Annotated in this window: 20 protein-coding genes; 10 read left to right on the forward strand and 10 right to left on the reverse strand. The window is 72.5% G+C overall.

What is annotated here, in order from left to right:
• Positions 1 to 42 precede the first annotated feature (42 nt).
• Positions 43 to 1,716 (reverse strand): methylmalonyl-CoA mutase, encoded by a 1,674-nt coding sequence (locus tag Cs7R123_RS36250; RefSeq protein ID WP_212833345.1) that lies wholly within the window; start codon positions 1,714 to 1,716, stop codon positions 43 to 45.
• 235 nt (positions 1,717 to 1,951) lie between these two features.
• Here Cs7R123_RS36250 and Cs7R123_RS36255 point away from each other — a divergent pair, with 235 nt between their 5' ends.
• The 3 genes from Cs7R123_RS36255 (at position 1,952) to Cs7R123_RS36265 (ending at position 6,206) form a co-directional block, all read left to right on the forward strand.
• On the forward strand, positions 1,952 to 5,173 hold the full coding sequence (locus tag Cs7R123_RS36255; protein WP_212833346.1) for a penicillin acylase family protein: 3,222 nt from the start codon (positions 1,952 to 1,954) through the stop codon (positions 5,171 to 5,173).
• A gap of 176 nt (positions 5,174 to 5,349) precedes the next feature.
• On the forward strand, positions 5,350 to 5,727 hold the full coding sequence (locus Cs7R123_RS36260; protein ID WP_212833347.1) for a DNA-binding protein: 378 nt from the start codon (positions 5,350 to 5,352) through the stop codon (positions 5,725 to 5,727).
• The gene (locus tag Cs7R123_RS36265) at positions 5,724 to 6,206 is read left to right on the forward strand and encodes a hypothetical protein (RefSeq protein WP_212833348.1); all 483 of its coding nucleotides are present in this window, start codon (positions 5,724 to 5,726) and stop codon (positions 6,204 to 6,206) included. Before Cs7R123_RS36260 ends, Cs7R123_RS36265 begins: the two co-directional genes overlap by 4 nt.
• Positions 6,207 to 6,399: 193 nt before the next feature.
• On the opposite strand, the gene Cs7R123_RS36270 is transcribed toward Cs7R123_RS36265, so the two are convergent.
• From Cs7R123_RS36270 to Cs7R123_RS36290, 5 genes are all read right to left on the reverse strand, one after another.
• On the reverse strand, positions 6,400 to 7,062 hold the full coding sequence (locus Cs7R123_RS36270) for an ABC transporter ATP-binding protein (protein ID WP_212833349.1): 663 nt from the start codon (positions 7,060 to 7,062) through the stop codon (positions 6,400 to 6,402).
• On the reverse strand, positions 7,062 to 7,970 hold the full coding sequence (locus Cs7R123_RS36275; protein WP_212833350.1) for an ABC transporter ATP-binding protein: 909 nt from the start codon (positions 7,968 to 7,970) through the stop codon (positions 7,062 to 7,064). Before Cs7R123_RS36275 ends, Cs7R123_RS36270 begins: the two co-directional genes overlap by 1 nt.
• Positions 7,967 to 11,149 (reverse strand): FtsX-like permease family protein, encoded by a 3,183-nt coding sequence (locus tag Cs7R123_RS36280; protein ID WP_212833352.1) that lies wholly within the window; start codon positions 11,147 to 11,149, stop codon positions 7,967 to 7,969. Before Cs7R123_RS36280 ends, Cs7R123_RS36275 begins: the two co-directional genes overlap by 4 nt.
• Before the next feature lie 181 nt (positions 11,150 to 11,330).
• Positions 11,331 to 12,287, reverse strand: a complete 957-nt coding sequence (gene meaB / locus Cs7R123_RS36285) for a methylmalonyl Co-A mutase-associated GTPase MeaB (protein ID WP_212833354.1) — start codon at positions 12,285 to 12,287, stop codon at positions 11,331 to 11,333.
• On the reverse strand, positions 12,284 to 13,465 hold the full coding sequence (locus Cs7R123_RS36290) for an acetyl-CoA C-acetyltransferase (RefSeq protein ID WP_212833356.1): 1,182 nt from the start codon (positions 13,463 to 13,465) through the stop codon (positions 12,284 to 12,286). Before Cs7R123_RS36290 ends, meaB begins: the two co-directional genes overlap by 4 nt.
• Before the next feature lie 66 nt (positions 13,466 to 13,531).
• Between Cs7R123_RS36290 and mce the strand changes: the two genes are divergently transcribed.
• Together mce and ccrA are read left to right on the forward strand one after the other, a co-directional pair.
• A complete protein-coding gene (mce, locus tag Cs7R123_RS36295) occupies positions 13,532 to 14,011 on the forward strand; it encodes a methylmalonyl-CoA epimerase (RefSeq protein WP_212833358.1) in 480 nt (159 codons plus the stop codon).
• A 225-nt stretch (positions 14,012 to 14,236) separates the two neighbouring features.
• Positions 14,237 to 15,592: a crotonyl-CoA carboxylase/reductase gene (ccrA, locus tag Cs7R123_RS36300; protein WP_212833360.1), complete on the forward strand. Its 1,356-nt coding sequence runs from the start codon at positions 14,237 to 14,239 to the stop codon at positions 15,590 to 15,592.
• A 48-nt stretch (positions 15,593 to 15,640) separates the two neighbouring features.
• On the opposite strand, the gene Cs7R123_RS36305 is transcribed toward ccrA, so the two are convergent.
• On the reverse strand, positions 15,641 to 16,768 hold the full coding sequence (locus tag Cs7R123_RS36305; protein WP_212833362.1) for a transporter substrate-binding domain-containing protein: 1,128 nt from the start codon (positions 16,766 to 16,768) through the stop codon (positions 15,641 to 15,643).
• Positions 16,769 to 16,999: 231 nt separating this feature from the next.
• Between Cs7R123_RS36305 and Cs7R123_RS36310 the strand changes: the two genes are divergently transcribed.
• Both Cs7R123_RS36310 and Cs7R123_RS36315 read left to right on the forward strand, forming a co-directional pair.
• A complete protein-coding gene (locus tag Cs7R123_RS36310; RefSeq protein WP_212833364.1) occupies positions 17,000 to 18,232 on the forward strand; it encodes a DivIVA domain-containing protein in 1,233 nt (410 codons plus the stop codon).
• 109 nt (positions 18,233 to 18,341) lie between these two features.
• Complete coding sequence (locus tag Cs7R123_RS36315) at positions 18,342 to 19,532, forward strand: hypothetical protein (protein ID WP_212833366.1); 1,191 nt, start codon at positions 18,342 to 18,344, stop codon at positions 19,530 to 19,532.
• Positions 19,533 to 19,568: 36 nt separating this feature from the next.
• On the opposite strand, the gene Cs7R123_RS36320 is transcribed toward Cs7R123_RS36315, so the two are convergent.
• The 3 genes from Cs7R123_RS36320 to Cs7R123_RS36330 all read right to left on the reverse strand — a co-directional run bounded on the left by Cs7R123_RS36320 (position 19,569) and on the right by Cs7R123_RS36330 (position 22,963).
• Positions 19,569 to 20,366 carry an alpha/beta hydrolase gene (locus Cs7R123_RS36320; RefSeq protein WP_212833368.1) on the reverse strand — a complete coding sequence of 266 codons (798 nt, stop codon included), beginning with the start codon at positions 20,364 to 20,366 and terminating at the stop codon, positions 19,569 to 19,571.
• Between the two features lie 286 nt (positions 20,367 to 20,652).
• Complete coding sequence (locus tag Cs7R123_RS36325) at positions 20,653 to 20,979, reverse strand: hypothetical protein (protein WP_374707066.1); 327 nt, start codon at positions 20,977 to 20,979, stop codon at positions 20,653 to 20,655.
• Positions 20,980 to 21,178: 199 nt separating this feature from the next.
• Entirely contained in the window at positions 21,179 to 22,963 is a 1,785-nt protein-coding gene (locus tag Cs7R123_RS36330; protein ID WP_212834955.1) for a 3-hydroxyacyl-CoA dehydrogenase family protein, read from the reverse strand.
• A gap of 207 nt (positions 22,964 to 23,170) precedes the next feature.
• Here Cs7R123_RS36330 and Cs7R123_RS36335 point away from each other — a divergent pair, with 207 nt between their 5' ends.
• The 3 genes from Cs7R123_RS36335 (at position 23,171) to Cs7R123_RS36345 (ending at position 26,573) form a co-directional block, all read left to right on the forward strand.
• Entirely contained in the window at positions 23,171 to 24,247 is a 1,077-nt protein-coding gene (locus Cs7R123_RS36335) for an RNA ligase (ATP) (RefSeq protein ID WP_212833370.1), read from the forward strand.
• Between the two features lie 98 nt (positions 24,248 to 24,345).
• A complete protein-coding gene (locus tag Cs7R123_RS36340; protein ID WP_212833372.1) occupies positions 24,346 to 25,032 on the forward strand; it encodes an SDR family NAD(P)-dependent oxidoreductase in 687 nt (228 codons plus the stop codon).
• Positions 25,033 to 25,073: 41 nt separating this feature from the next.
• Positions 25,074 to 26,573, forward strand: a complete 1,500-nt coding sequence (locus Cs7R123_RS36345; RefSeq protein WP_212833374.1) for an aldehyde dehydrogenase family protein — start codon at positions 25,074 to 25,076, stop codon at positions 26,571 to 26,573.
• The last annotated feature ends 16 nt before the right edge of the window (positions 26,574 to 26,589 follow it).

A 26,589-nucleotide genomic window follows, 5' to 3' on the forward strand; every position in this document is an offset into this window, starting at 1 on the left:
CCCTGAGCCTTGGGGGCGGGCGCCGCACCGTCTCCGCGCCGGTCAGAACCGGGCGGGCTCGCGGTAGACGCCCCACTCCGCGCGCAGCGCGTCGCAGATCTCGCCGAGGGTCGCCTCGACCCGGCAGGCGTCCAGCATCGCCGGGACCATGTTGCCGTCGGTGCGCGCGACCTCGATCATCTTCTTGATCGCGGCGTCGACCGCACCCTGGTCCCGATCGGTCTTACGGCCCTTGAGCAGCTTCACCTGCTCGCGCTCGACCTCGTGCGAGACGCGCAGGATCTCCAGCTCCTTGGCGACGGTGCCGGTGTGGCAGTTGACGCCGACGATCTTCTTGATGCCGTCCTCCAGCGCCCGCTGGTAGGTGTAGGCCGAGTCGGCGATGGCGGAGGTGAACCAGCCGTCCTCGATGCCGCGCAGGATGCCCGAGGTGATGGTGCCGTCCGAGCCTCGCTCGCGGATCCGCTCGAAGATCGCCTCCGCCTCGGCCTCGATCCGGTCCGTCAGCGCCTCGACGTACCAGGAGCCGCCGAGCGGGTCGGCGACGTTGACGACGCCGGTCTCCTCCATCAGCACCAGCTGGGTACGCAGCGCGATCTCGGCCGACTCGTCGGTGGGCAGCGCGAGGGTCTCGTCCAGGGCGTTGGTGTGCAGCGAGTTCGTGCCGCCGAGCACCGCCGCCAGCGCCTCGACCGCGGTGCGCACCACGTTGTTGACCGGCTGCTGGGCGGTCAGCGAGACGCCGGCGGTCTGCGTGTGGAACCGCAGCCACTGGGCCTTGTCGCTGGTCGCGCCGTACACGTCGCGCATCCAGCGGGCCCAGATGCGGCGGGCGGCGCGGAACTTCGCGATCTCCTCGAAGAAGTCGACGTGCGCGTCGAAGAAGAAGGACAGGCCGGGGGCGAAGACGTTCACGTCCAGGCCGCGCGCCAGGCCCAGCTCGACGTAGCCGAAGCCGTCGGCCAGCGTGTACGCCAGCTCCTGCGCGGCCGTCGCGCCCGCCTCGCGGATGTGGTAGCCCGACACCGACAGCGGCTTGTACTTCGGGATGTTGTGCGCGCAGTACTCCATCAGGTCGCCGATGAGGCGCAGGTGCGGCTCGGGGTCGAACAGCCACTCCTTCTGCGCGATGTACTCCTTGAAGATGTCGGTCTGGAGCGTGCCGTCGAGCCTGCCCAGGTCGGCGCCCTGGCGCTCGGCGGCGACCAGGTACATGCAGAACACCGGCACGGCCGGGCCGGAGATCGTCATCGAGGTGGTGACGTCCTGCAGCTTGATGCCGTCGAACAGCACGTCCATGTCGGCCGCGGAGTCGATGGCCACGCCGCAGTGGCCGACCTCGCCCAGCGAGCGGGCGTCGTCGGAGTCGCGGCCCATCAGGGTCGGCATGTCGAAGGCGACCGACAGGCCGCCGCCGCCCGAGCCGAGGATCAGCTTGTACCGCTCGTTGGTCTGCTGGGCGTTGCCGAAGCCCGCGAACTGGCGGATGGTCCAGGCGCGGCCCCGGTAGCCGGTCGGGTGCAGCCCTCGGGTGAACGGGTACTCGCCCGGCCAGCCGATGCGCTCGAAGCCCGGGTAGGCGACGCCCTCGGGCGGGCCGTACAGCGGGTCGACCTCCATGCCGCTGAGGGTGGTGAAGTCGGCGTTGCGCTTGCGCGCGCCGTCGTAGCGCTGCTGCCAGCGCTCGCGACCTGCCTGGATCTCGTCGGCGTCCACGTACGGCCTCCCTGGTCTGATACCTGGATCACAGGTTTCCGAGCACAGCGTAGCCCGCCGTCCTGAACGATCGCTAAGCCAACTCCTACCGTTGAGTAGGCCACGGGCAACCGAGCACGCCGGGATATGTGAGCTCTTTCACAGTGGTCAATCTTTAGTTACCATGCGGTACACGAAATTGCTTCATGTAAGTGCGTCGCATCGTCCCCCTTTGCCCGAAGGGAAGTCCGCCCCCATGCCCCGACGCGCGTCATCGCCGTACCGCCGACTCAGGCGCACCCTCGCCGCCGCCTCGACCCTGGCCGTCACCGCGGCCCTGGCCTCGTTCGTCCCCACCGCCCCGGCCGCCGCCGCGGTGCTCACCCCCGACGACTACTGCCTTGAGCAGTGCGGCGACATCCTGCCGCCCGGCCAGAACGGCAACGCCACCCTCGTCGACATCCTCGGCCACCAGGCGTTCGGCACCCGCCCCGCGCACTCGGCCGACCAGCTCGACAAGTACGCGAACCTGATCTACAACTACGCCGGCCTCACCGACGAGCAGATCCCCGCGTACTTCAACAACTCGTCGTTCGGCGTGCCCGCCGGGCAGGTCGAGCGCAGCTACTCGCCCCGCTCCGACGTCACGGTCGTGCGCGACAAAGCCACCGGCACCCCGCACGTCACCGGGACCACCCGCGCCGGGACCATGTTCGGCGCCGGATTCGCGGGCGCCGAGGACCGGCTGTTCACCATGGACCTGATGCGCCACGTCGGGCGGGGCACGCTGACCCCGTTCGCGGGCGGCGCCCAGGGCAACCGCGACCTGGAGCAGAGCGTCTGGCGCAACGCGCCGTACCAGGAGGCCGACCTCCAGGCGCAGGTGGACGCGCTGCGCAACCTGGGCAGCCGCGGCCAGCAGCTGTACGACGACGTCAGCAACTACATCGCGGGCGTCAACGCCTACATCGCCCAGTGCATGGCCGACCGCGACTGCCCCGGGGAGTACGTGCTGACCGGGCACCTCGACGCGGTCACCAACGCGGGCGGCCCGGTGCAGTTCACCATGACCGACCTGATCGCCATCGCGGGCGTGGTCGGCGGCCTGTTCGGCGGCGGCGGCGGCAACGAGGTCCAGTCCGCGCTGGTACGGGTCGCCGCCCGCGCCCGCTACGGCGCCGCCGAGGGCGACGCGGTGTGGAACGCGTTCCGCTCGCGCAACGACCCCGAGGCGGTGACGACCCTCCACAACGGCCAGAGCTTCCCCTACGGCGCCGCCGCCGACGACGCCCCGAGCGTGGTCCTGCCCGACGCGGGCTCGGTCAGCGTCGAGCCGGTGGTCACGAACAAGACCGGCTCGGCGACCAGCTCGATCACGGCCGACTCAGACCTGGCGGCCGCGCTGGGCAGCCTGACCATCGGCCCGGCCAGCCGGGGCATGTCCAACGCGGCGGTGATCTCGGCGGCGAACTCGGCCACCGGGCACCCGGTCGCCGTGTTCGGCCCGCAGACCGGCTACTTCTCCCCGCAGCTGCTGATGGTGCAGGAGCTCCAGGGCCCGGGCATCAGCGCCCGCGGCGCCGCGTTCGCCGGGATCAACCTGTACGTGCTGCTCGGCCGCGGCCAGGACTACGCGTGGAGCGCCACCTCGTCGGGGCACGACATCACCGACGCGTACGCGCTGCCGCTGTGCACCACCGACGGCACCGCCCCCACCCTGACCAGCAACAAGTACCTCTACCGCGGCACCTGCACCGCGATGGAGGAGCTGTCGCACACCAACAGCTGGACGCCGAGCACGGCCGACGGGACCGCCGCCGGGTCATACAAGATCGTCACGTACCGGACGAAGCTGGGCCTGGTCGCCTGGCGCGGCAAGGTCGGCGGGGCGCCGTACGCGTTCACCCGGCTGCGCTCCACCTACCGGCACGAGGCCGACTCCGCGATCGGGTTCCAGATGTTCAACGACCCGGCCGCGATGGGCACCCCCGCCGCCTTCGCCGCCGCCGCGGCCACCGTCGGCTACGCCTTCAACTGGTTCTACGTCAACGCCACCGACACCGCGTACTTCGACTCCGGCCTCAACCCGGTGCGCGCGGCCGGATCCAACCCGAACCTGCCGATGAAGGCCGAGGCGGCGTACGAGTGGCAGGGCTACGACGCGGCGACCAACACCGCCGCGTACATCCCGGCCTCGGCCCACCCGCAGGGCGTCAACCAGGACTACTTCGTCAGCTGGAACAACAAGCAGGCGGCCGACTTCGGCGCCGCCGACGGCGACTTCAGCTTCGGCGCCGTGCACCGCGGCGACCTGCTCGACGCCCCGATCAAGGCGGCGGTGGCGAGCGGCCAGAAGTTCGACCGGGCGGGCCTGGTCCGCGTCGTCGAGAACGCCGGGACCACCGACCTGCGCGGCTGGAAGGTGCTCGGCAAGCTGATCCGGGTGCTGGAGAGCCAGCCCGTCGCCGATCCGGCCCTGGCCGACGCCGTCGCCAAGCTCAAGGCCTGGCAGCAGGCCGGAGCCCCGCGCAAGGAGACGGCGGCCGGTTCGAAGGCGTACGCCCACGCCGACGCGATCCGCATCTTCGACGCGTGGTGGCCGCTGCTGGTCCGGGGCGAGTTCAAGTCCGGCCTCGGCGACCAGCTCTACCAGACGCTCGTCGACACCATCCAGATCAACGAGTCGCCCTCGGGCGGCCAGACCGGCGACACCTCCAGCTACCCGACCTCGCTCAACGAGGCCCAGGCCCACAAGGGCTCCTCGTTCCAGCACGGCTGGTGGGGGTACGTCGACAAGGACATCCGCGCCGTGCTCGGCGACCCGGTCGCCGGGGGCCTCGGGCGGACGTACTGCGGCGGCGGCGTGCTCAGCGCCTGCCGGGACATGCTGCTGTCGACCCTGGCCGGCGCGAACGGCCAGGCCGCGACCGCGGTCTACCCCGGCGACGACCACTGCGCCGCGGGCGACCAGTGGTGCGCCGACGCGATCCTGCAGTCCCCGCTCGGCGGCATCACCTCGCCGCTGACGGCGTGGCAGAACCGACCGACATACCAGCAGGTGGTGTCGTTCCCGGCCGCTCGCGGCCAGGACATCAGCAACCTGGCGCAGGGGCGCTCGGTGTCGGTGAGCAGCACCCAGCTGTTCTATCCGGCGGGCAACGCGGTCGACGGCAGCCCGACGTCGCGCTGGGCCAGCTCGTCCAGTGACAACCAGAGCATCACGGTCGACCTGGGCAGTGCGAAGTCCGTCGGGCGGGTGCTGCTGCGCTGGGAGGCGGCGTACGGCCTGCAGTACCGCATCGACGTCTCCACCAACGGCACCACCTGGACCACCGTCTGGTCCACGAGCAGCGGCAACGGCGGCACCGACAACGACGTCTTCGCCCCCGTCTCCGCCCGCTACGTCCGCATGCAGGGCGTCAAACGCGGCACCACCTACGGCTACTCCCTCTACGAATTCGAGACCTACTCCCGCTGACCACCGCGACTCACCGCGCGACCTGACCGGAGCCGGCGACCTTGGGAGCAAGATCGCCGTCTCCGGCCATTCCACGGCCTCAGCAAGCACAAACGGACCGCAGACGCCGATCATCCTTGCCGCAGCAGAGTGGGGTGCGTAGCATTTATGCTACGCACCCCACCACGGAGGCAGCTGTGAGCAGCGCGTTCTGGGACGACCTCACCGACAACCTGGACGACCCCGAGTTCCTGCGCGCCTACCTCACCGAGTCCGTACGCATCTCCACCATCGATGCACTGGTCAATGCGCTGGAGGAGGCGCGCGAGTCCGCCCGGATCAACAAGGCCGAACTAGCCCGAGCGATCGGCGCCGAGCCTGCCGTGGTCCGGCGACTGCTCTCGGCGACCAGCCCGAACCCCACCATCGGCACCCTCGCTGAAGTCGCCGCCGCCCTGGGCCTGCGGATCCGCCTCGAACCGATGCCCGAGGACGAGCGCCGCGCCGTCACCGACGCGCTCCGCACCGGCAGACCGACGCCGGAGACCAGGACCCGGTTCGCTCCGGCGGCGTGAACCTCACCCCAGCGAACGCGGATTCCGCGCACGGTATTCGGCCCCCAGACGAGGCACACCGCGTAGTCCGCATCGGTGAGCCTGGTGGCCACCGCCTTCATCACCCCGGCCACCACGACCAGGAGCGGCTTGTCCCGGCCGGTCGCGTCCAGGTCGATCAGGCAGAACAGGCGGTAGTGATGACGGCCGTGCCCGCCGCCCGGCTTCGGGCCGTCGACGCGCATCTCATGCCACCCGGTCATCTCTCCGTGCATCGCCTCCCACAACCCGCCGCCGGCGAACCGGTGCGGCGGAGCCTTCGCCACCGCCACCAGCACCGCGAAGAACTTCGCCCGCACGGAGGGCGGGCAGGCCCGCAGGAAGATCTGGCCCGGGGCCTCGCGGCTCGGATCGTCGCCTGGATGCCGCCGGAAGTACACGACATCGTGCGGATCATCGCGGTGCGGCCCCGTCGCCACTTCATCGACTACCCCGACTAATCATCGTAGCGAGCCGATCCGTCCACATGCGACGCATGCCGCCTCCTCCCCACGCGGAAAGCAGCGGTCTCCCGCGTGATCGTCAGTTCCGGTCAGATCGTGGCCACAGAGGGCGGATTCTGACCGCAGACGGTGATCTTGGCGGCGACGCGGCCCACCGCGGCGGGCGGGGTGGGTCAGCGGGTGGGGTGGGTCAGCGGGTGGGGGCGGTGGCGTGGCCGTCGACGAGGTGGAGTTCGTCGTCGCAGGCGGCGGCGGCCTGGGGGTCGTGGGTGGCGAAGACGACCGCCGCGCCCCGGTCCGCCTCGGCTCGCAGCAGGTTCAGCACCAGCTGGCGGTTGGCGGCGTCGAGTTCGCTGGTGACCTCGTCGGCCAGCACGACCGCGCCGCGCAGGGCCAGGCCGCGCGCGATCGCCGTACGCTGCTGCTGCCCGCCGGACAGCTCCTCGACCAGCTGCTCGGCCTGCCCGGACAGCCCGACCCGCTCCAGCGCCTCGGTGGTGGCCCGCCGCGCGTCCCCGGCGCGCATGCCCGTCGAGATCAGCGCCACCTGGATGTTCTCCTCGGCGGTCAGCGTCGGGGCGAGCCCGTTGTGCTGCGGCATCAGCACGACTCCGGCGGAGACGGCCTGGTCGCGGTCGCCCAGCGGCCCGCCGTCGAGCGTGATCCGGCCCTCGGCCGGCTGGATCAGCCCGGCCAGCGCCCACAGCAGCGTCGTCTTGCCCGCCCCGGACGCGCCGGTGACGGCCAGGATGCGGCCGGGCACGGCGGCGGCGCTGACCTCGCGCAGCACCGCGTAGTCGCGGTCGCGGCCGTAGGTGACGGTGATCCGGTCGGCGAGCAGGGTCCGGCTCATCAGGCCACCTCGCGGGCGTAGTGGGTCGGCTGCGCGTGGCGCGGGTGGTCGTCGGCGTGGTCGTACTCGGGGCGCGCGGTGGCGGCGGCGAGCAGCACGGTGCCGTCGGGGCGCGGGTGGACCCGGACGCGGGTGCCGGGCGGCAGCAGGGCGAGCACGTCCGGCGGCAGGTGCACGGCGCCGTCGCGGCCGACGACCGCGAACTCCTCGCCCTGGCTGCCCTCGCCGCCGACGCGGCCGTCGCGGATGGTGACCTGGCGGGTCATCCCGGCGGCCACCGCGGGGTCGTGGGTGACCACGACGACGGTGGTGCCGTTGCGGCGTACGCCTTCGAGCGCGGCGATGACCTCGTCGCGGGCGCGGGAGTCGAGCTGGCTGGTGGGCTCGTCGGCGAGCAGGATGCCCGGCTTGTGGGCCAGCGCGACGGCCAGGGCCAGCCGCTGCCGCTCGCCGGGGGCCAGCTCGGACGGGCGCTGGCGCAGCCTTCCGCGTACGCCGAGCAGGCCCACCAGGGCGAGCACGTCGCGCGGCTGGGGCAGGTCGGTGGCGCCGTGGCTGCGGGCGGCGCGCTGGGCGAACCGCACGTTCTGCTCGGCGGTCAGGTACGGCAGCAGGTTGCGCTCGGCGCCCTGCAGCACCACGCCGACCTCGGTGGCGCGCATCCTGGCGAGCTCGGCCTCGGTGGCCTTGGCCAGGTCGGTGTCGCCGACGCCGGCGCGCCCGGCCGCAGGCCGGATCAGGCCCGCGAGCAGGGACAGCAGCGTGGACTTGCCGGAGCCGGACGGCCCGAGCAGCGCCACGGACTCGCCGGGCGCGATGTCCAGGTCCACCCCGCCGAGGGCGACGACGTCGTACCCCTCCAGCCGGTAGATGTAGACCAGGCCGCGACAGCTGACGGTGCCGTTCACCGGCCGCCTCCTCGAATCAGGTCGGGGGTTGCCCGCTTGACCAGGCGGCCGCCGCGCAGCACCGCGACGACCAGCACCAGCACCCCGCCGGCCAGGGCCAGCGGCAGCGCGTCGGGTGCCAGGCTCGGCACGAGCGTGCCGAGGACGTCGGCGGCCAGCTGCGGGGTGCCGGTGGTGCCGACGGTGACCAGGGGGATGCCGGGCAGCATCAGTGCCGCGGCGGCCACCCCGACGGCGGCTCCGAGCACCAGCGGCAGGCCGAGCATGGCCAGCCGCTCGCGGCGCAGGCCCTGGCGCAGGGTCGCCGGGCGTACGCCGGTGACGCGCAGCGCGGCCAGTTCGGTGCGCCGCTCGCGGTTGCCCAGGCGGGTGCCCAGGGCCAGCACGCCCAGCGCCAGCAGCGCCGCGGCGATGCCCGCGAGCAGGTACAGCCGCAGCCCGAGCGCCGGGGCGCGGCGGCCCAGCCGGTCCAGCTCGTCCGGGACGGTCTCGGTGCGCAGCACCCGTACCCCGGAGCCGGCCAGCTTGACGGCCAGGTCGGCCGGGGCGTCCTTGGCCGCCCACACCTCGTAGCGCAGGTCGGTGGCGTCGGCCAGGCCCTGGGTGACCGAGGCGGCGCGCACCGCGAGGTCGAGGTCGAACAGCAGGCCGTGGTCGCCGGCGCGGGGCAGCACGGCCGCCTGTTCCAGCACCGTGAACGCCTGCGGCGCCTCGGCGAACCCGGGCAGGTCGAACGTGGTCGGATCGTCGCTGCTCGGGGCGGCCCCGGCCAGCACCGCGGGCAGCGCGGCGGGCGTGTCGGCGTACGACACCAGCACGTCGCCCTGGTCACTGGAGTCGACGGCCAGTTTCAGCTGCTCCCCGGCGGTGACGCGCACCTTGGCGTTGGGCGTGCGGTCGACCAGGAAGTGCCAGGCGGCGGCGTCGGTCATGCGTACCGCGACGTCCTTGCCGGCGGAGCGGATCTCGTGCACGGTCAGCGTGGCCTGCACCGGCCCGCTGGTCCCGGGGACGCGGCCCACGGCCAGGCCGACCAGGCGGCAGCCGCCGTCGGCACAGGCCGCGGCGCTGGCGGTGTAGTCGTGCACGCCCTGTTTGAGGCGGCCCAGCCACTGCACCGTCGGCGGCTCGCCGGGCGCGGACAGCACCACGCCGATGCGGGAGCCGCTGTCGGCCGGGGGCTCGGTCGTCTCGGTGCCGGTCTGCGTACCGGTGCCGGTGCCCGTGCCCGTGCCGGTGCCGGTGCCGCCGGGGGGCTGCTCCGGTTCGGGCAGCACCGCGCCCAGGCGCAGCGTGATCGCACCGCCGACGGTCGCGGGCGCGCCCGCCTGGCCGCGCAGCGACCCGGCCAGCGTGGACAACGCGGTCTCGTCGTGCCCGCGCCAGATCGCCACGGCGGGCAGCTTCTGCGACTGCACGCCGATCAGCTCGACGCGCTGGTTGTTGTAGAGCTCGTCGGTGCGCACCACGGCCATCGAACGGCCGGACGGGTCGGCCTGGGCCAGCGCGTCGACCAGCGCCTGCGGGTGGTCGGCGGCGACGGCGTAGACCGTCGGGGCGCCCACGGCGTCGTCGGCGCGCTGGGCGCGGGCGTCGGCGGCGACGTCCCAGGCGGTGGCGGAGAACGCGAGCAGGGCCACGGCCGCGGTCAGCACCGCGGCGGTACGGCCCGCGCCAGGTCGCCGCGACAGCTGCGCCGAGGCGAGCAGCACGGACACCGAGCCCCGGCGCCGGGCCAGGCCGAGCCGCAGCTTGGCCCACAACGCGAGCAGGCGCCCGGCGAGCAGCCCGGCCACGACGGCCAGTGCGGCCGGGGCGAGCAGCGCCAGCGGGGCGGCGCGGTCCTGGAGCGCGGCGGCCAGCGAGGCGACGGCCAGCGCCACCACGACGCCTTCCAGCGCCCCGGCCCGCCAGTTGCGGCGCTCGGGCACCCGGCGCAGCAGGCCGAGCACCGGGCGGCGCAGCGTGGCACGGGCCGCCAGCCAGGCGGCGGCGCAGGCCAGCACCAGGCCGCCCGCGGCGGCGGCGAACACCGGCCAGCGCGGCTCGACGTGTACGCCGTCGGCGAGCACGGTCCGCGCGGCCAGCTCGACCGCGCCCAGCCCGGCGGCCAGGCCGATCGGGGCGCCGACCAGGATCAGCAGCAGCGTCTCGCCGAGGCCGAACCGGACCGTGCCGCCGCTGCCGTAGCCGCGCAGCCGGGCCAGCGCCAGCTCCGGGCCGCGCTCCTCGGTAAGTGCCGCGACCAGCAGCAGCAGGACCACGAACGCGAGCAGCAGCAGCGGCACCGCGATGATCGGGACGGTACGGGCCAGCGCGTCCTGGTCCTTGGCGGCGTCGTCGACGATCGCCGGGAGCGCGGTCTGTACCTGGAGCTCACCGGCGTTGAGGGCGAGCCCGAGCGCGCCGAGCTCGTTGCGCAGGGCGGCGACGTCGTCCAGGCGCACCTGCTCCGCGCGCAGCGGGTACGTCAGCGACAGCGCGACCGGCACCGCGTCGGACAGCTGCACGTCGTCCTCGGCCCCGGCGAACACCGCGTCCAGGCGCGGCGCGCCGTCCCCGCCGGACTGGGCGTACGCGAAGTAGCCGTTGTTGCCCCAGTACGGGTCGTCCGGCGCCAGCGGCGTGTACAGGCCGGCGACCTCGAACTGGCGCGAGGCGCCGCCCTGCGCCGACTTGAGCGTGATCTTGTCGCCGACGTCGACCCCGGCGTCGGCCGCCGAGCGGGTGCTGAGCACGACCTGCTCGGCGTCGATGGCGCAGCTGCCGGTGACCTTGAGGTGGGCGCAGGCGCCCTGGCGCCAGGCCAGCCGGGTCGCGAACCGGCCGCCGCCGGTGGTCAGCGAGGTGTCGGTGCTGACCGCGCCGACCGGCTTGCCCAGCACCGCGGACAGGTGCGGGGCGCGGGCCAGCGCGGCGGCGATCACGGTCTGCGCGTCGCCGACCGGCTCGTGCGCGGCGGGCGCGGTCTCGGCGCTGCCGTCAGCGCCGACGGTGACCGCGGCGGCCGTCGCCGGGGCGGCGCTGAGCGCGTCGGTGAGCACCGACTGCTGGGCCGCCCGCCCGTACGCCGGGGCGAGCACCGCCGCCGCGGTGGCGAACGCGGACAGCGTCAGCACCACCAGTGAGCGGCCGGAGCGGTGCCGGATGCCCCGCAGCATGACGGTCCAACCGGTCACCGACGCCTCCTTCAAAGCCCTACGTGCCCCGACACCTTAGCGACCGGCAAGCACGCCCTGAAAGCCGCTTCACCTTTTGATTTGCGCCATCGACGCGCGGGTTCACCTCGATTACCGTCAGCGAGCACGCCGATGTCACCGTCCCGCGAAAGCGCGGTCGGTGGATGCGGGGAAGGCGCGGCTAGACCAGTTCGTCGAGGAGTTTCTCGGCGGCGGCGTACGGGTCGAGCGTGCCGGCCACGACGTGGTCGGCGAGGTCGGCCAGGCTGGTGCCGGGCAGGTCGGCGAAGCGGGCGCGCAGGCTGCCCAGCGCCAGGGCCTCGATCTCGGCGGCGGCGCGGGCGCGGCGGCGTACCGTCAACCGGCCGGACTCGGCCAGCCAGGCCCGGTGCTCCTCGACCGCGCCGACGATGTCGCCGATGCCCTCGGCCTTCGCCGCGACCGCCTTGACCACGCGCGGCCGCCAGCTCCCCGGCCCCCGGTCGGGGCCGCCCAGCGCGATCATGCCCTGGATGTCGCGGACCGTCGCGTCGGCGCCGTCGCGGTCGGCCTTGTTGATCACGAAGATGTCGGCGACCTCCAGGATGCCCGCCTTGACCGCCTGGATCGCGTCGCCCATGCCCGGGGCGAGCAGCACCAGGGTGGTGTCGGCGAGGCTGGCGATCTCGACCTCGGCCTGGCCGACGCCGACGGTCTCCACGAGCACGACGTCGCAGCCGACCCCCGCCAGCACCCGCACCGCCGCCGGGGTGGCGGCGGCCAGTCCGCCGAGGTGGCCCCGGCTGGACATGGACCGGATGTAGACGCCGGGGTCGGTGGCGTGGTCCTGCATCCGGACCCGGTCGCCGAGGATCGCACCCCCGGTGTACGGGCTGGACGGGTCGACCGCCAGCACCCCGACCCGCTTGCCGGCGGCGCGCAGCGTCCGGACCAGCTCGTTGGTCGTGGTCGACTTGCCCACGCCGGGCGACCCGGTGAGGCCGACGACCATCGCCGCCCCGGCGGTCGGGGCCAGCGCGGCCGCGATCTCGGGCAGGTGCGGCGACCCGGACTCGACGAGGGTGATCAGACGCGCGACGGCCCGGGCCTCACCGGCCCGGGCACGTTCGAGCAGCTCAGGGATCGAGCCGAGATTCACGCAGCCACCTTGAGGATCAGCGCGTCGCCCTGGCCGCCGCCGCCGCACAGCGCGGCCGCGCCGACACCGCCGCCGCGGCGCTTGAGCTCCAGCGCCAGGGTCAGCGCCAGCCGGGCGCCGGACATGCCGATCGGGTGGCCCAGCGCGATGGCGCCGCCGTTGACGTTGACGATGTCGGAGGTGATGCCCAGCTCGCGCATGGACTGGATGCCGACGGCCGCGAACGCCTCGTTGATCTCGACCAGGTCGAGGTCGACCGTGGTCAGGCCCTCCTTGGCCAGCGCGTGCTTGATCGCGTTGGCGGGCTGGGCGTGCAGCGAGTTGTCCGGTCCGGCCACGTTGCCGTGCGCGCCGATCTCGGCCAGCCAGGTCAGGCCCAGTTCCTGCGCCTTCGCCTTGCTCATGACCACGACCGCGGCGGCGCCGTCGGAGATGGGCGAGGAGGAACCGGCGGTGATGGTGCCGTCCTTGGCGAAGGCCGGGCGCAGCTTGGCCAGGGTCTCCGGCGTGGTGTCGGGGCGTACGCCCTCGTCCTCGCTGACCACGATCGGGTCGCCCTTGCGGGCCGGGATGGTGACCGGGGCGATCTCCTCGGCGAAGTGCCCGTTCTTCTGCGCGGCGGCGGCGCGCTGGTGCGAGGCCGCGGCGAAGGCGTCCTGCTCCTCGCGGCTGATCTCGTAGCGCTTGTTGTGGTTCTCGGTCGACTCGCCCATGGCGATCTGGTCGTACGCGTCGGTGAGGCCGTCGAGGGCCATGTGGTCCTTGATCACGACGTCGCCGTACTTGTAGCCGTTGCGCTGGCCGATCAGCAGGTGCGGGGCGTTGGTCATCGACTCCATGCCGCCCGCGACCACGATGTCGAACTCGCCCGCGCGGATGAGCTGGTCGGCCAGGGCGATCGCGTCGAGGCCGGACAGGCAGACCTTGTTCACGGTCAGGGCCGGGACGTTCATCGGGATGCCGGCGCCGACGGCGGCCTGGCGGGCGGTGATCTGGCCGCCGCCGGCCTGGAGCACCTGGCCCATGATCACGTACTGGACCTGCTCGGGGGCGACCCCGGCGCGCTCCAGCGCCGCCTTGATCGCGACCGAGCCGAGCTGGGTCGCGGAGAGGTCCTTGAGATTGCCGAGCAGGCGGCCCATCGGCGTACGCGCGCCGCTGACGATCACAGAAGTCATGGTGACAGCCCTCCGAGTGGCCTGGATTACGTTCCGCCTTAACGATGGTTCGGTCAGACTAACCGCATGACCGAACCAGCATCCCTGTCGACCTCGTCACAGAGTGTCAAATCGCTCTCCGTCGGGCTGCAGCGCATCGATCACGTCGGCGTCGCGGTGCCGGACCTCGACACCGCCATCGCCTTCTACGAAGGTACGTTCGGAATGACCTGCGTGCACGTGGAGACCAACGAGGAGCAGGGCGTACGCGAGGCGATGATGCAGGTCGCCCCCGGCGTGGAGGGCGGCGCCATCCAGCTGCTGGCTCCGCTGCGCCCCGATTCGGCCATCGGGAAGTTCCTCGACCGCAGCGGCCCCGGGATGCAGCAGCTCGCCTTCACCGTGGTGGACATCGACGCGACCTGCGCGGCCCTGCGCGAACGCGGCATGCGCCTGCTCTACGAGACCCCCCGGCGCGGCACCGCGAACTCCCGGATCAACTTCGTGCACCCGAAGGACGCGGGCGGCGTACTCGTCGAGCTGGTTCAGCCTGCCGCCGACCACTGATGCACTGAATCATCGTTAAGTCTGGCGTGGAGTTTTTCACAGACCCGTTCCGGCTCAAGCTACCGACGAGTAACGTCCCGCCCACCTGAGCCGCCATGTGTGTCGACCACATGGCGGCACCAGCAGGACCGCGCCCAACATGGGCAGCACTCAGATCCCGGGACCAGGCGCCATTCCGCTCAGCTCCACCGGGCGTCTGCGTCCCCTCACCACGGAGGTGGCGCCGTGCAAGACATCCTCGACGTGATCATGGAGGCCGAGGGCTCCGCCGACCCCGCCGAGCACCTGCGCCGACTTGCCTCGGTGCCGGTACCGGCCGCCTACCAGGGCATGGTCGTGCGCGCCGACGAGGCCGCGATGTTCGACGGCCTGGCCACCCGCGACAAGGACCCGCGCAAGTCGCTGCACCTGCAGGAGGTGCCGACGCCCGAACTCGGGCCGGGCGAGGCGCTGATCGCCGTGATGGCCAGCGCGGTCAACTACAACACCGTGTGGACGTCCATCTTCGAGCCGGTGTCGACCTTCGCCTTCCTCAGGAAGTACGGACGGCTGTCGCCCCTGACCGCGCGCCACGACCTGCCCTACCACGTGGTGGGTTCGGACGCGGCGGGCGTGGTGCTGCGCACCGGCGCCGGGGTCACCAAGTGGAAGCCCGGCGACCAGATCGTGGCGCACTGCCTGAACGTCGAGCTGGAGGACGCGGCGGGCCACGACGACACCATGCTCGACCCGCAGCAGCGCATCTGGGGGTTCGAGACCAACTACGGCGGCCTGGCACAGCTCGCGATCGTCAAGGCCAACCAGCTGATGCCCAAGCCCGCCCACCTGACCTGGGAGGAGGCGGCCAGCCCGGGGCTGGTCAACTCCACCGCGTACCGGCAGCTCGTCTCGCACCACGGGGCGAACATGAAGCAGGGCGACGTCGTGCTGATCTGGGGCGCCAGCGGCGGGCTCGGGTCGTACGCGACGCAGATGGCCCTCAACGGCGGCGCGATCCCGGTCTGTGTGGTGTCCTCGCCGGACAAGGCGGAGCTGTGCCGCCGCATGGGCGCCGACCTGGTCATCGACCGCGTCGCGGAGGGTTACCAGTTCTGGTCGGACGAGACCACTCAGGACCCCTCGGAGTGGAAGCGGTTCGGGGCGCGCATCCGCGAGCTGACCGGCGGCGACGACCCCGACATCGTGTTCGAGCACCCGGGCCGCGAGACCTTCGGCGCCAGCGTGTACGTCGCCAAGAAGGGCGGCACCATCGTCACCTGCGCCTCGACCAGCGGCTACGAGCATCAGTACGACAACCGCTACCTGTGGATGTCGCTCAAGCGGATCGTCGGCAGCCACTTCGCGAACTACCGCGAGGCGTGGGAGGCCAACCGGCTCGTCGACCTCGGCCGCATCCACCCGACGCTGTCCAAGTCGTTCCCGCTGGAGCAGACCGGCCAGGCCGCGTACGAGGTCCACCGCAACACCCACCAGGGCAAGGTCGGCGTGCTGTGCCTGGCCCCGCAGGAGGGTCTGGGCGTACGCGACCAGGAGAAGCGGGCCCGCCACCTCACCGCCATCAACCGCTTCCGCGGGGTCTGACCGCCAGCCGCGGGGCGGGGCGCCACACCGCGCGCCGCCCCGCGGTCCTCACTTGCGCCAGGGTGCCGCGGGCTCGCAGGGGTCCGTGCGCTCGGGACGGTGCTCGATGCTGTGCACGGTGTCGATCTCCTTGAGACCCAGCTGGCCGAGCGTGGCCTTGAACGCGTTGGACCAGCCCAGCCGCAGGAACTGCGACAGCGCCTCGTTGACCTTCGCGCAGAGCTTCGGGGAGTTGTTGGGCAGGCCGACGCCGTACTGCTCGACGCCGACGGACAGGAACCTCGGCACCTCCTTGCGCTTGTCCGGCGGCAGCGACCCGACGTACGCCTGGATGATCGCCAGGTCGGTGGAGACGGCGAGGTCCGGTTCGGAACCCGAGAAGAAGCGCTGGAAGCAGGCGCGCAGCGTGGGTTCCACGACGACGTCGTAGCCGAGCTTGCGCAGCCGCAGCTCGGCCGTCGACCCTGACGGCACGCAGACGCGGTGGATGTCGTGCACCGTCTCGGCGGTGCTGTCGTGCGTGGCGAACCCCTCGACGTCGTTGAAGTACGGCCCCGCGAAGTCGATCAGCTCCTTGCGCGCCTCGGTCATGGAGAAGTTGGAGATCACCAACTGCACCGGGTTGTCGCCGGTCAGCGCCGCGATCCGGTCGTCGTTGTCCTCCAGCGGCACCCACTGGATGCTGGTCATCTTCGGGAAGTAGTCGAGCAGGGCCTGCGCCACGGAGACGTTGAACCCGTGCCGGCCGAGCCCGTTGCCCTCGTGCCAGCCCGGGTAGCCGGGCTCGACGTAGCCGATGCGGACGTCGCCGGAGAGGAACTCGTACGGGTCGGGCTCGCGGACGAAGTAGTAGACGACACCGCTCACCGCGAGGATCAGCACCGAGAGGTAGACGGTGATCCGGCGCCGGTTGCGCGGGATCCGGGGCTTGCGGGCGCCGCCCAGGCCGCCGACCCCCTTCGCGGTGAGGACCGCGAAGACCACCCCGGCCACCTCGACCGGCAGTGCGAGGATGGCGGCTACGTTGGCGCCCCAGTTCTGATTGATCAGCAGGAATGCGACTCCGCCGACCAGGGTGATCCCGATCGGGAGGATCCAGTACAGCTCGTCGCGCAGGCCCAGGCCGCTCTCTGGCGGCTCGGGCTCGGACGGGGTCGATGGCATCGACGTAGACACATATAGACCCTAGGGATGCCCGTCCACCCCCGGTATCGCCGAGGGACGGGCAGCGGTGGCCGAACGGTCACAGTTGTGTTCCGCCCCACACCTGTGCACCGGGCATCTCCGGCAAATCAGACGATTGCCTTCGCTTACGGATCATCCGTTTGCAATCGACTGACCGTCCGGTGGGCGAAAGTGCCCCCACGCTCTTGCGGAGCACCCAGGGTCATCTGCGAGTATGTCCCAATGCCCCAGCAGCCGTCCAACGTCGCGTTCTTCGATGGCGCGAACACCCAGCATGACTTCACTGTCGTCCTGCGCGGTTACGACCGTACGCAGGTAGATGACTTCGTCGGTCGCCTCAACGCCCAGCTCGTCCAGTCCGAGCAGGCCCGCAACGAGGCCGAGCAGCGCATGAACGACGCCCAGCGTCGGCTGCGCCAGGCCGAGCAGCGCCTGAGCTCGGTCGAGCAGAAGCTCACCGACACCAGCAAGCAGCTCGAGGAGAACAGCCGCCCGACCCTCTCCGGGCTCGGCACGCGCGTCGAGCAGATCCTGCGCCTGGCCGAGGAGCAGGCCAACGACCACCGCGGCGAGTCCAAGCGGGAGTCCGAGGGCATCCTGTCCGCCGCCCGCCTCGAGGCCCGCGAGATCACCGACAAGGCGCGGGCCGAGGCCGCCGCCATGAAGGCGACCGCCGAGCGCGAGGCCGGCAACCTGCGCACCGCCGCCGAGCGCGAGGCCGCCGAGGTCCGGGTGCAGGCCCGCCGCGAGGCCGACACGCTGCGCGCCGACGCCGACCGCGAGACCAAGCAGCTGCGCACGGCCACCTCGCACGAGGTCGCCGAGCTGAAGGCCACCGTGGAGCGCGAGGTCGCCACCCTGCGCGCCACCGCCGAGCGCGAGATCACCCAGCTGCGCGCCAAGGCCGCCCGCGAGGCGGAGGAGAAGCGCGCCGAGGCTTCGAAGATGCTGGCCGACGCGCGCGACAAGCGCGACAAGGACCTGCAGGCGCTCCAGCTGGAGCTGGCCGAGCGCCGGGAGAAGTCCGAGCGCGAGGAGACCCAGCGTCACTCCGCCGCCGTCGCCGCCACGCAGAAGCTGGTCGGCGAGGCCGAGGAGCGCGCCCGTGCCGCCGAGGACCGGGCCAAGGAGATCGAGCAGCGTGCAGAGGCCCGCCGGGTCGAGTCGGAGCGCACCGCCGCCGAGACCACCGAGAAGGCGCGCGCTGGCGCGGAGAAGGCCGTCAACGAGGCCAAGGCCGAGGCGCACCGCCTGGTGACCGAGGCCCGCAACGAGGCCGAGCTGACCACCAACGCCGCCCGCCGCGAGGTCGAGGACCTCACCCGCCAGAAGAACGCGGTCACCGCGCAGCTGGGCCAGATGCTGTCCGGTCTGGCCGGCATCGTCCCGGGTGTCGGCGCCCCGGCTCCGGCCCCCGCCGCGGAGGAAAAGCCGAAGGCCGCCGAGGGCGCCTGACCCCGGCGGCGAACACGCAGCGCAGATAGCCGATCACGTTTCGCATTAGGTCACGCCGTGCCCTTTCCAGGAGGGGTGCGGCGTGGCCTTTTATGTGAAGATGGACCGCATGTCGCATGGCGGAGACCTGTTTGCACTCGGTGAGGGCGTCTCATCGGAACCCAGCTTCGACGTCGCCCTGCGGGGCTACGACAAGAAGCAGGTGGACCGTTACGTCACCAACGTCGAGTCGGAGTTGTCGACCCTGGCCGCGGAGCGGGACCAGGCCTTCTCTCAGGTGCAGGCCCTCGCGGGCCAGGTGCAGCAGCTCCAGCTGGAGCTCAGCGACGCCGCCCGCCGCTCGGTGCCGGCCCGCATCTCGTTCCGGCACCTCGGTGCCAAGGTCGAGCAGATCCTGACCATCGCCGAGGACCAGGCCGACGACCTGCGCAACAACGCGGCGCAGGAGATCGCCGACCAGCGGGCCGAGGCCGAGCGTCTGCTCGCCGACGCGCGCGACCGGGCCGCCACCGCCACCCGCGACTTCGACCTGGCGCTCGCGTCGCGCCGCGCCGACGAGCGCAAGGACGAGGAGCGCCGCCGCGACGAGCTGAGCAGCGAGACGCAGCGCCTGCGCGCCGAGGCTCGCGACCTGCTGGCCCACGCGCAGCTGGAGGCGCAGCAGATGCGTACGGCCGCGGCGCAGGAGGCCGCCTCCCGCCGCATCCAGACCGACAAGGACCTCACCGCCGCCAAGGCGGCCGCCGAGGCCGCCGCCGCGAACATCCGGGCCGCCGCCGACCAGCGCGTCGCCCAGGCCGAGCAGGAGGCCGCCGCCGCCCGGGCCAAGGGCCAGCAGGACGCCGCCGCCATCCGGGCCGCCGCCGAGCAGGCCGCCGGGGGCATCCGCGCCGCCGCCGACGAGCGCGTCTCGCAGGCCGAGCAGGAGTCGGCCCGCGCCCGCGAGGCCGCCACGCAGCAGCAGGCCGCCGCCGAGCGCGCGCAGCAGGAGCTGGTGGGCACCCGCGGCCAGCTCTCCTCGGTGCAGGCCGAGGTGGCGCAGGTGCAGCAGCGGCTGTCCGAGCTGAAGGGCCAGCTCGCCGCCGGGCAGGAGCGGCTGGCGACGGCGCAGCGTGAGGCGGAGCAGGCCGAGCGGCGCCGCGACGAGGCTCTGCGCCCGGCCGAGGAGCCGCCCACCCAGGCCGCCGCGCCTGCCGTGCCCGCTCAGGCTGAGGAGCCCGCCGACGAGCAGACGGTCATGCTCAACACCGGTGAGCAGACGGTCACGCTGTCCACGGACCAGACCCGCCCGGCCCGCTGAGGCCCGGTCGCTGAGGCCGGGTCGCCCCGGCGGCGCTCAGGCTCCGTCGGGGGACGGGACCGGCTTGTCGGCGAACGCGGCCACGGTCCGGTCGGCGTACGCGCTGGCGTCGCCGTACTCCATCGGGCCGTCCCAGGTGGTCGGCAGCGGGACGGGGACGCCCGGCGCGACGCGGGCGACGATCGCGTCCAGCACCGTCTCGGCGTCACCGACCCACAGGTGCTTGGCGCCGGGCACCCCCACGACCTCCGCCTGCGGGATCGCGGCGAACCGCTGCCGCGCCTCGGCTGGGCGCAGGTAGTCGTCGAACTCGGGCACGAGCGCGGTCACCGGGCGGCCCGAGGCGGCCCAGACCGCCAGGTCGTCGGGCTGGGAGAAGCGCAGCGGCGGCGACAGCAGGATCGCGCCCTCGACGGCGGGGTCGCAGCCGTACTTCAGGGCCAGGTCGGTGCCGAAGGACCAGCCGACCAGCCAGCGGTGCGGCAGCTCGTGGAACTCGGCGTACTCGATGGCGGCGGCGACGTCGAAGCGCTCGCCGACGGCGTGGTCGAACGCGCCCTCGCTGGTGCCGCGCACGCTGGCGGTGCCGCGGGTGTTGAAGCGCAGCACCGCGATCCCGGCCAGCGCGGGCAGCCGCCAGGCGGCCTTGCGGTACACGTGGCTGTCCATCATGCCGCCGTGGGTGGGCAGCGGGTGCAGGCAGATCAGGGTCGCCACCGGGTCGCGGTCGGCGGGCGCGGCGAGCTCCCCGACCAGGCGCAGCCCGTCGGCGGTATGCAGTTCGATCTCCTCCCGGCGCGCGGGCAGGATCGAGTTGGCGCGGATGGCAGTCACGCCCACCAGTCTGCCCGCCCGCACCCCCGCTAATCATCGCCCGCCCGCCGTCGCGGTGATCACACCCGGCGCGGACATCCGCACCCCCCGCTCCCGCTCCCGCTCGCGAGCGCGGGCCCGGGGCGGGCCCGGGGCGGCCGGGCCCGGGGCGGCCGGGCCCGGGGCGGGGCGGTGTGTTCGTGCAGTTTCGGGGAAAGTGCACGAACGCCGTCCAAGATTCCTGCACTTTCCCCGAAACTGCACGCGGCAGCGCGGGGTCGGCGCGGCAGCGCGGGGTCGGCGCGGGTCAGCCGTAGCGGGGGGCGTTGCGGGAGCGTTGGATGTTGGGTTTGCGCTGGTGGCGGCCGCGCCAGCAGGTGGTGTGCCAGTGGCGGCGGTCGCCGGGGTCGCCCCAGCCGTCCGAGGGCCAGGCCACCACGTGGGCCACGCCGCGCGGGATCTCCTGGTCGCAGCCGGGACAGCGGTACGCCTTGTCGGAGGTGTCCCCGGACAGGTGCCGCACGGTCCACTCGCCGTCAGGATCGTCCCGGACGTGCTCGATCCCGCGCCGGGACATGCCTTCGTCCAGATCGCGGTCGGCGCGATCCTTCGGATTGTTGCGACGCGGGCTCATGTCGACCAAGGGTACTGGTGCCCCCGAACGTCACCACCCAGCCCGTGACCGGACCGCCGACCCGCCCGCCCCGCCCCGCGCCCTGCAAGCGCCGCGAGCGCTCAAGATCGCGCAAGTTGCCGGGCAATCGGGCACTCGGCAGGTGCTCATACGCCCGATTGCCCGGCAACTTGGCCGAGAGAGAGGGTCGTCGCGGCGGTCAGCGGTGGGTGTGGTCGCGGAAGCCGCGGCCGGTCTTGCGGCCGAGGTAGCCGGCGGTGACGAGGTGCTCCAGCAGCGGGGCCGGGGAGAAGCCGGGCTCGCGCAGCTCCAGGTACAGCTCGCGCTGGATGGCCAGCGAGACGTCCAGACCCACCACGTCCAGCAGCTCGAACGGCCCCATCGGGTAGCCGCAGCCCAGCTTCATCGCCGCGTCGATGTCGTCGGCCGAGGAGTAGCTGGCCTCCAGCATCTTCACCGCGTCGTTGAGGTACGGGAACAGCAGCGCGTTGACGATGAACCCGGCCCGGTCCGCGCACGCCACGGCGGTCTTGCCGAGGCTGCCGACCACGGCCTTGGCCGTGGCCAGGGTGGCGGGGCTGGTCCGGATCGTCTCGACCACCTCGACCAGCGGCATCACCTGCGCCGGGTTGAAGAAGTGCAGGCCGACCACGTCCGCCGGGCGCTGGGTGGCCATCGCGCACTCGACGACGGGGAGGCTGGAGGTGGTGGTGGCCAGGACGGTGCCGGGCTTGCAGATCTCGTCGAGGCTGGCGAACAGGGCCTTCTTGACGCTCAGCTCCTCGACCACGGCCTCGACGACCAGGTCGGCGTCGGACAGGTGGTCCAGGTTGGTGGACCAGGTGATGCGGCCGATGGCGGCGTCGCGCTCGGCCTCGGTCAGCTTGCCCCGGACCACGCCCTTGTTCAGGGAGGTCTTGACGGATTCGCAGACCTTGGCGGACTTCTCGGCGCCGCGGGTCACGCTCAGCACCTCGTACCCGGCCTTGGCGAAGACCTCGATGATGCCGGTGGCCATGGTGCCGGAGCCGACCACGCCGACGGTGCCGATGCGGCGCGCGGCCGAGGACTGCTCGGCGCCGGACGGGGTGAGCCCGTCGGCGACGACGACCGGCGAGCCGCTCTTGGTGTACGTGTAGAAGCCGCGCCCGGTCTTGCGGCCCAGCAGCCCCGCGGTGACCATCTGCTTGAGCAGCGGCGCCGGGGCGTGGCGGCGGTCGCGGCCGCCCCGGCGGTACATGGTGTCGAGGATCTCGTACGCCGTGTCCAGGCCGATCAGGTCCATCAGCGCCAGCGGGCCCATCGGCAGGCCGCAGCCGAGCTTCATGGCCGCGTCGATGTCCTCGCGGGTCGCGTAGTGGTTCTCGAACATGGTGACGGCGTGGTTGAGGTAGCCGAACAGCAGCGCGTTGGCGATGAACCCGGCCCGGTCGCTGATGGTGACGTCGACCTTGCCCAGCCGCGCGCACAGCGCCTCGACGTCGGCGACGACCTCGGGGGCGGTCACCACGGTACGGATGATCTCCACCAGCTTCATGACCGGCGCGGGGTTGAAGAAGTGCACGCCGATGACCTGGTTCGGCCGGTGCGTGGCGACCGAGATCTCGGTGACGCTGAGCGAACTGGTGTTGGTGGCGAGGATGGCGTGCGGCGGGCAGACCCGGTCCAGCTCGGCGAAGATGGCCTGCTTGAGGTCCAGGTGCTCGGGCACGGCCTCGATCACGAAGTCGACGCTGTGCAGGGCGGGCAGACCGACCTGGAAGTCGACGCGCGAGAGCAGCGCGTCGCGGTCCTCGGACGACAGCTTGCCCTTGGCGACCGCGCGGTCGGTGGAGCCGGTGAGGTTGTCGCGGCCGCGCTCCAGCGCGTTCTCGCTGATCTCGACGGCTACCACGTTCAGGCCGTTGCGGGCGAACACCTCGACGATGCCCGCACCCATGGTGCCCAGACCGACGACGCCGACCGTATTGATCTCGCGAGCCACAGTGCTCACCCAGTCCTCCCGAACGACCGCTAAGGTTACTGCGGAGTCTGCCACGGGTGGCGGTCCGCCACATCGTGTCCCCGGCGTGAACAAAGCCACTGGCGCGTCGATGCTCAGCCTCCTGTTCCGCTGGCCCCTGCCTCGACCGCGCGGGTGGGCGCGGTAAAGCGATTGCCGGTCGGTCGCCCGCGCTGGACGATCTCTCGCATGTCGATACTCAAGGTCGTCGCCGAGCGGCTGGTGATCCATCCGCACCCCAACGCCGACGCACTCGAACTCGCTGAGGTCGGACGCCTGCGCGCCGTCGTGGCCAAGGGCGCCTACCGCACCGGCGACCACGCCGTCTACCTGCCCGAAGGCTCGGTGCTACCCGAGCCGCTCATCGCCGAGCTGGGCCTCACCGGACGCCTGGCGGGCCCGGCCAAGGACCGCATCACCGCCGTACGGCTGCGCGGCGAGCTGTCCCAGGGCATCGTCTGCCGCCCGAAGGCGCTGGCGGATCTGGACCTGGCCGAGGCGGCCGCCGCGGGCACCGACTTCGCCGAGGCGCTCGGCGTGACCAAGTGGGTCCCGCCGATCCCGGTCCATCTCGCCGGAGACATGCACGCGGCCGAGGACCTGCTGCCGTGGCTGGAGGTGGAGAACATCCGCCGGTACCCGCAGCTGTTCAGCGCGGGCGAGCCGGTGGTGGCCACCGAGAAGATCCACGGTTCGGCGTGCCTGATGACGCTGGTCGCGGACTCGGGTGCGGTGCTGGCCTCGTCGAAGGGGTTCGGCAGGCAGCGGCTGGCGATCAGGGAGGCCGACAGCAACCTCTACTGGCGGGCGATCCGGGCGTACGACCTGCCGCGGCTGGCCGCCGCCGTCGCCGCCGACCTCGGCGCGGCCCGGGTCGGCGTCTTCGGCGAGGTGTACGGCCGGGGCGTGCAGGACCTGGGCTACGGCGTGCTCGCGAGCACCCGGCCCGGCTACGCCGTGTTCGACATCGCGGCCGACGTCGGCGGCGAGATCCGCTGGCTGACGCCCGACGAGGTGGCGGCCTACACCGCCGCGTACGACGTGCCCGCCGTGCCGGTGCTGTTCCGGGGGCCGTACGACGAGGCGGAACTCGCCGCGCTGGCCGAGGGCGTGGAGACGGTCTCGGGCACCGGTGCCAACATCCGGGAAGGCCTGGTGGTCAGACCGGCGGCGGAGCGCTACAGCCCGGTCACGGCCGGTCGCGCCATCGGCAAGCTCGTCTCGACGGCATACCTGACCCGCAAGGGCGGCACCGAATACGAGTAACCCCGGCCTGATGATCCGTGATCGTGGACGCTGGATGCTGCCATAGCGACACCCAGCGTCCACGATCACGGATCATCAGCCGCGACTAGGCTGGCGGCGTGCGCTATGTCGTCATCACCGGGGTGTCCCGGGGGCTGGGCGAGGCCCTGCTCAACCAGCTGCTGGCCGAGCCGGACACGACCGTGCTGGCCCTGGGCCGGACGTTCACCGACAACCAGCGCATGCTGGCCGGGCCGAAGCTGATCCTGCGCCACTGCGAGCTGGCCGAACCGTCCTCCCTGCCGACCGCCCCCGAGCTGGGCGAGCTGATCGCCGACGCCGACGAGGTGGTGCTGATCCACAACGCGGCCGTGGTGGCGCCGATCGGCGCGGTCGGCACCCTGCCCACCGACGAGCTGCTGGCCTCGGTGACGATCAACCTGACCGCCCCGATGGCGCTGACCAACTCGCTGCTGTCGGCCCTGCCGCCGCTGGTGCGCCGGGTGCGGCTCATGTTCGTCTCCTCGGGTGCCGCGCACCGGGTCATCGACGGCTGGTCGGCGTACTCGGCGACCAAGCGCGGCGGCGAGGAGTTCTTCGCCCACGTGGCGCAGCAGTACGAGCGCGACCCCCGGTTCAGCGTGGTCAGCGTGAACCCGGGCGTGATGGACACGGGCATGCAGGAGGCGATCCGCGGCGCGGACTTCGCGGGCCGGCAGCGGTTCCAGGATCTGTACGACAACGACGAGCTGCCCGACCCCGCCGCCGTCGCGGCCCACCTGATCGCCGAACATCTGAAAGCCTGAGGATGTTTCGGATTACTCACCGGTAGTTCTAGACTGCGCCCGTGACCACGACGAACCAGCCGCAGCCCGGTGCCAGTGTCGTCAGCGCGGGCGAGCTGATCTCCACCAACCCCGCCACCGGCGAGGAGGTGGCGCGCCTGCCCGTGGCGAGCGCCGCCGACGTCGCGGCGGCCGTCGAGCGGGCCCGCGCCGCGAGCGCATGGTGGGCCGGGCTCGGCTGGCGCGAACGGCGCCGCCGGGTGCTGCGCTGGCGCAGCCTGCTGGTGCAGCGGATGCAGGCGCTGGCCGAGCTGATGCACCGCGAGGGCGGCAAGCCCGTCGACGAGGCGCTGCTGGAGATCGTCAGCGCCGTGGACCACGCCGCCTGGGCCGCCAAGCACGCCCGCCGGGTGCTGCGCCGCCGCCGGGTGCCGGGTTCGCTGATGCAGCTGGAGTACGCCGGTTACCTGGAGTACCAGCCGTACGGCGTCATCGGGGTCATCGGCCCGTGGAACTTCCCCATCTTCACCCCGTTCGGCTCGATCGCGTACGCGCTGGCCGCGGGCAACGCCGTGGTCTTCAAGCCCAGCGAGTACACCCCGGCCATCGGCCAGTTCTACGTCGACGCCTTCAACGAGGTCGTGCCGGAGCACCCGGTGCTGCAGATCGTGCACGGCGGCGGCGAGGTCGGCGCGGCGCTGTGCCGCTCGGGCGTGGACAAGCTCGCCTTCACCGGCTCCGGCCCGACCGGCGCGAAGGTGATGGCGGCCTGCGCCGAGTCGCTGACGCCGGTGCTGATCGAGTGCGGCGGCAAGGACGCCATGATCGTGGCCGAGGACGCGGACCTGGCCCAGGCCGCCGAGACCGCGGCCTGGGGCGCCAACTTCAACGCGGGCCAGGCCTGCGTCGGCATCGAGCGGGCGTACGTGCACGCCAAGGTCTACGACGACTTCGTGGCCAAGCTGGTCGCCGAGACCGAGCGGATCGACGTCGACACCCAGGTCGGCCCGATCACCATGCCCGGCCAGCGCGACATCATCGCCCGCCACATCGACGCCGCCCTGACCGACGGCGGCCGCGCCCTGCTCGGCGGCCCGGACTCGGTGCGCGGGGCGTACGTGCGCCCGACGATCCTGGTCGACGTCCCGCACGACTCGGCCGCGGTGCGGGAGGAGACGTTCGGCCCGACCATCGTGGTGACCAAGGTCGCCAGCGTGGACGAGGCGATCACCCTGGCCAACGACTCGGCGTACGGGCTGGGCTCGTCGGTGTTCTCCAAGGGGCGCGGGATGGAGATCGCGGCCCGCCTGCGCACCGGCATGACCGCCGTGAACTCGGCGTTCGCGTTCGCGGTGCTGCCCGAGCTGCCGTTCGGCGGGGTGGGCGGGTCCGGCTTCGGCCGCATCCACGGCGCGGACGGGCTGCGCGAGTTCACCCGCGCCAAGTCCATCGCCAAGCGCCGCATGCCGAGCACCCCGGCCCTGCTGACCTTCCGCCGCACCCCGGCGGGCATGAAGCTCGCCATGGCCGCCGTGAAGTTCCTCCACGGCCGCTCACGCTGATCTGCCTTCGTGCAGT

The sequence above is a fragment of the Catellatospora sp. TT07R-123 genome (assembly GCF_018327705.1).
Lineage (GTDB): Bacteria > Actinomycetota > Actinomycetes > Mycobacteriales > Micromonosporaceae > Catellatospora.

Coding starts and splice junctions, on each gene's coding strand:
- Cs7R123_RS36290 (WP_212833356.1), bottom strand. CDS start 13,465: ATGACTTCTGTGATCGTCAGCGGCGCGCGTACGCCGATGGGCCGCCTG.
- mce (WP_212833358.1), top strand. CDS start 13,532: ATGACCGAACCAGCATCCCTGTCGACCTCGTCACAGAGTGTCAAATCG.
- Cs7R123_RS36335 (WP_212833370.1), top strand. CDS start 23,171: ATGTCGATACTCAAGGTCGTCGCCGAGCGGCTGGTGATCCATCCGCAC.
- Cs7R123_RS36315 (WP_212833366.1), top strand. CDS start 18,342: ATGTCGCATGGCGGAGACCTGTTTGCACTCGGTGAGGGCGTCTCATCG.
- Cs7R123_RS36255 (WP_212833346.1), top strand. CDS start 1,952: ATGCCCCGACGCGCGTCATCGCCGTACCGCCGACTCAGGCGCACCCTC.
- Cs7R123_RS36310 (WP_212833364.1), top strand. CDS start 17,000: ATGCCCCAGCAGCCGTCCAACGTCGCGTTCTTCGATGGCGCGAACACC.
- Cs7R123_RS36325 (WP_374707066.1), bottom strand. CDS start 20,979: ATGAGCCCGCGTCGCAACAATCCGAAGGATCGCGCCGACCGCGATCTG.
- Cs7R123_RS36270 (WP_212833349.1), bottom strand. CDS start 7,062: ATGAGCCGGACCCTGCTCGCCGACCGGATCACCGTCACCTACGGCCGC.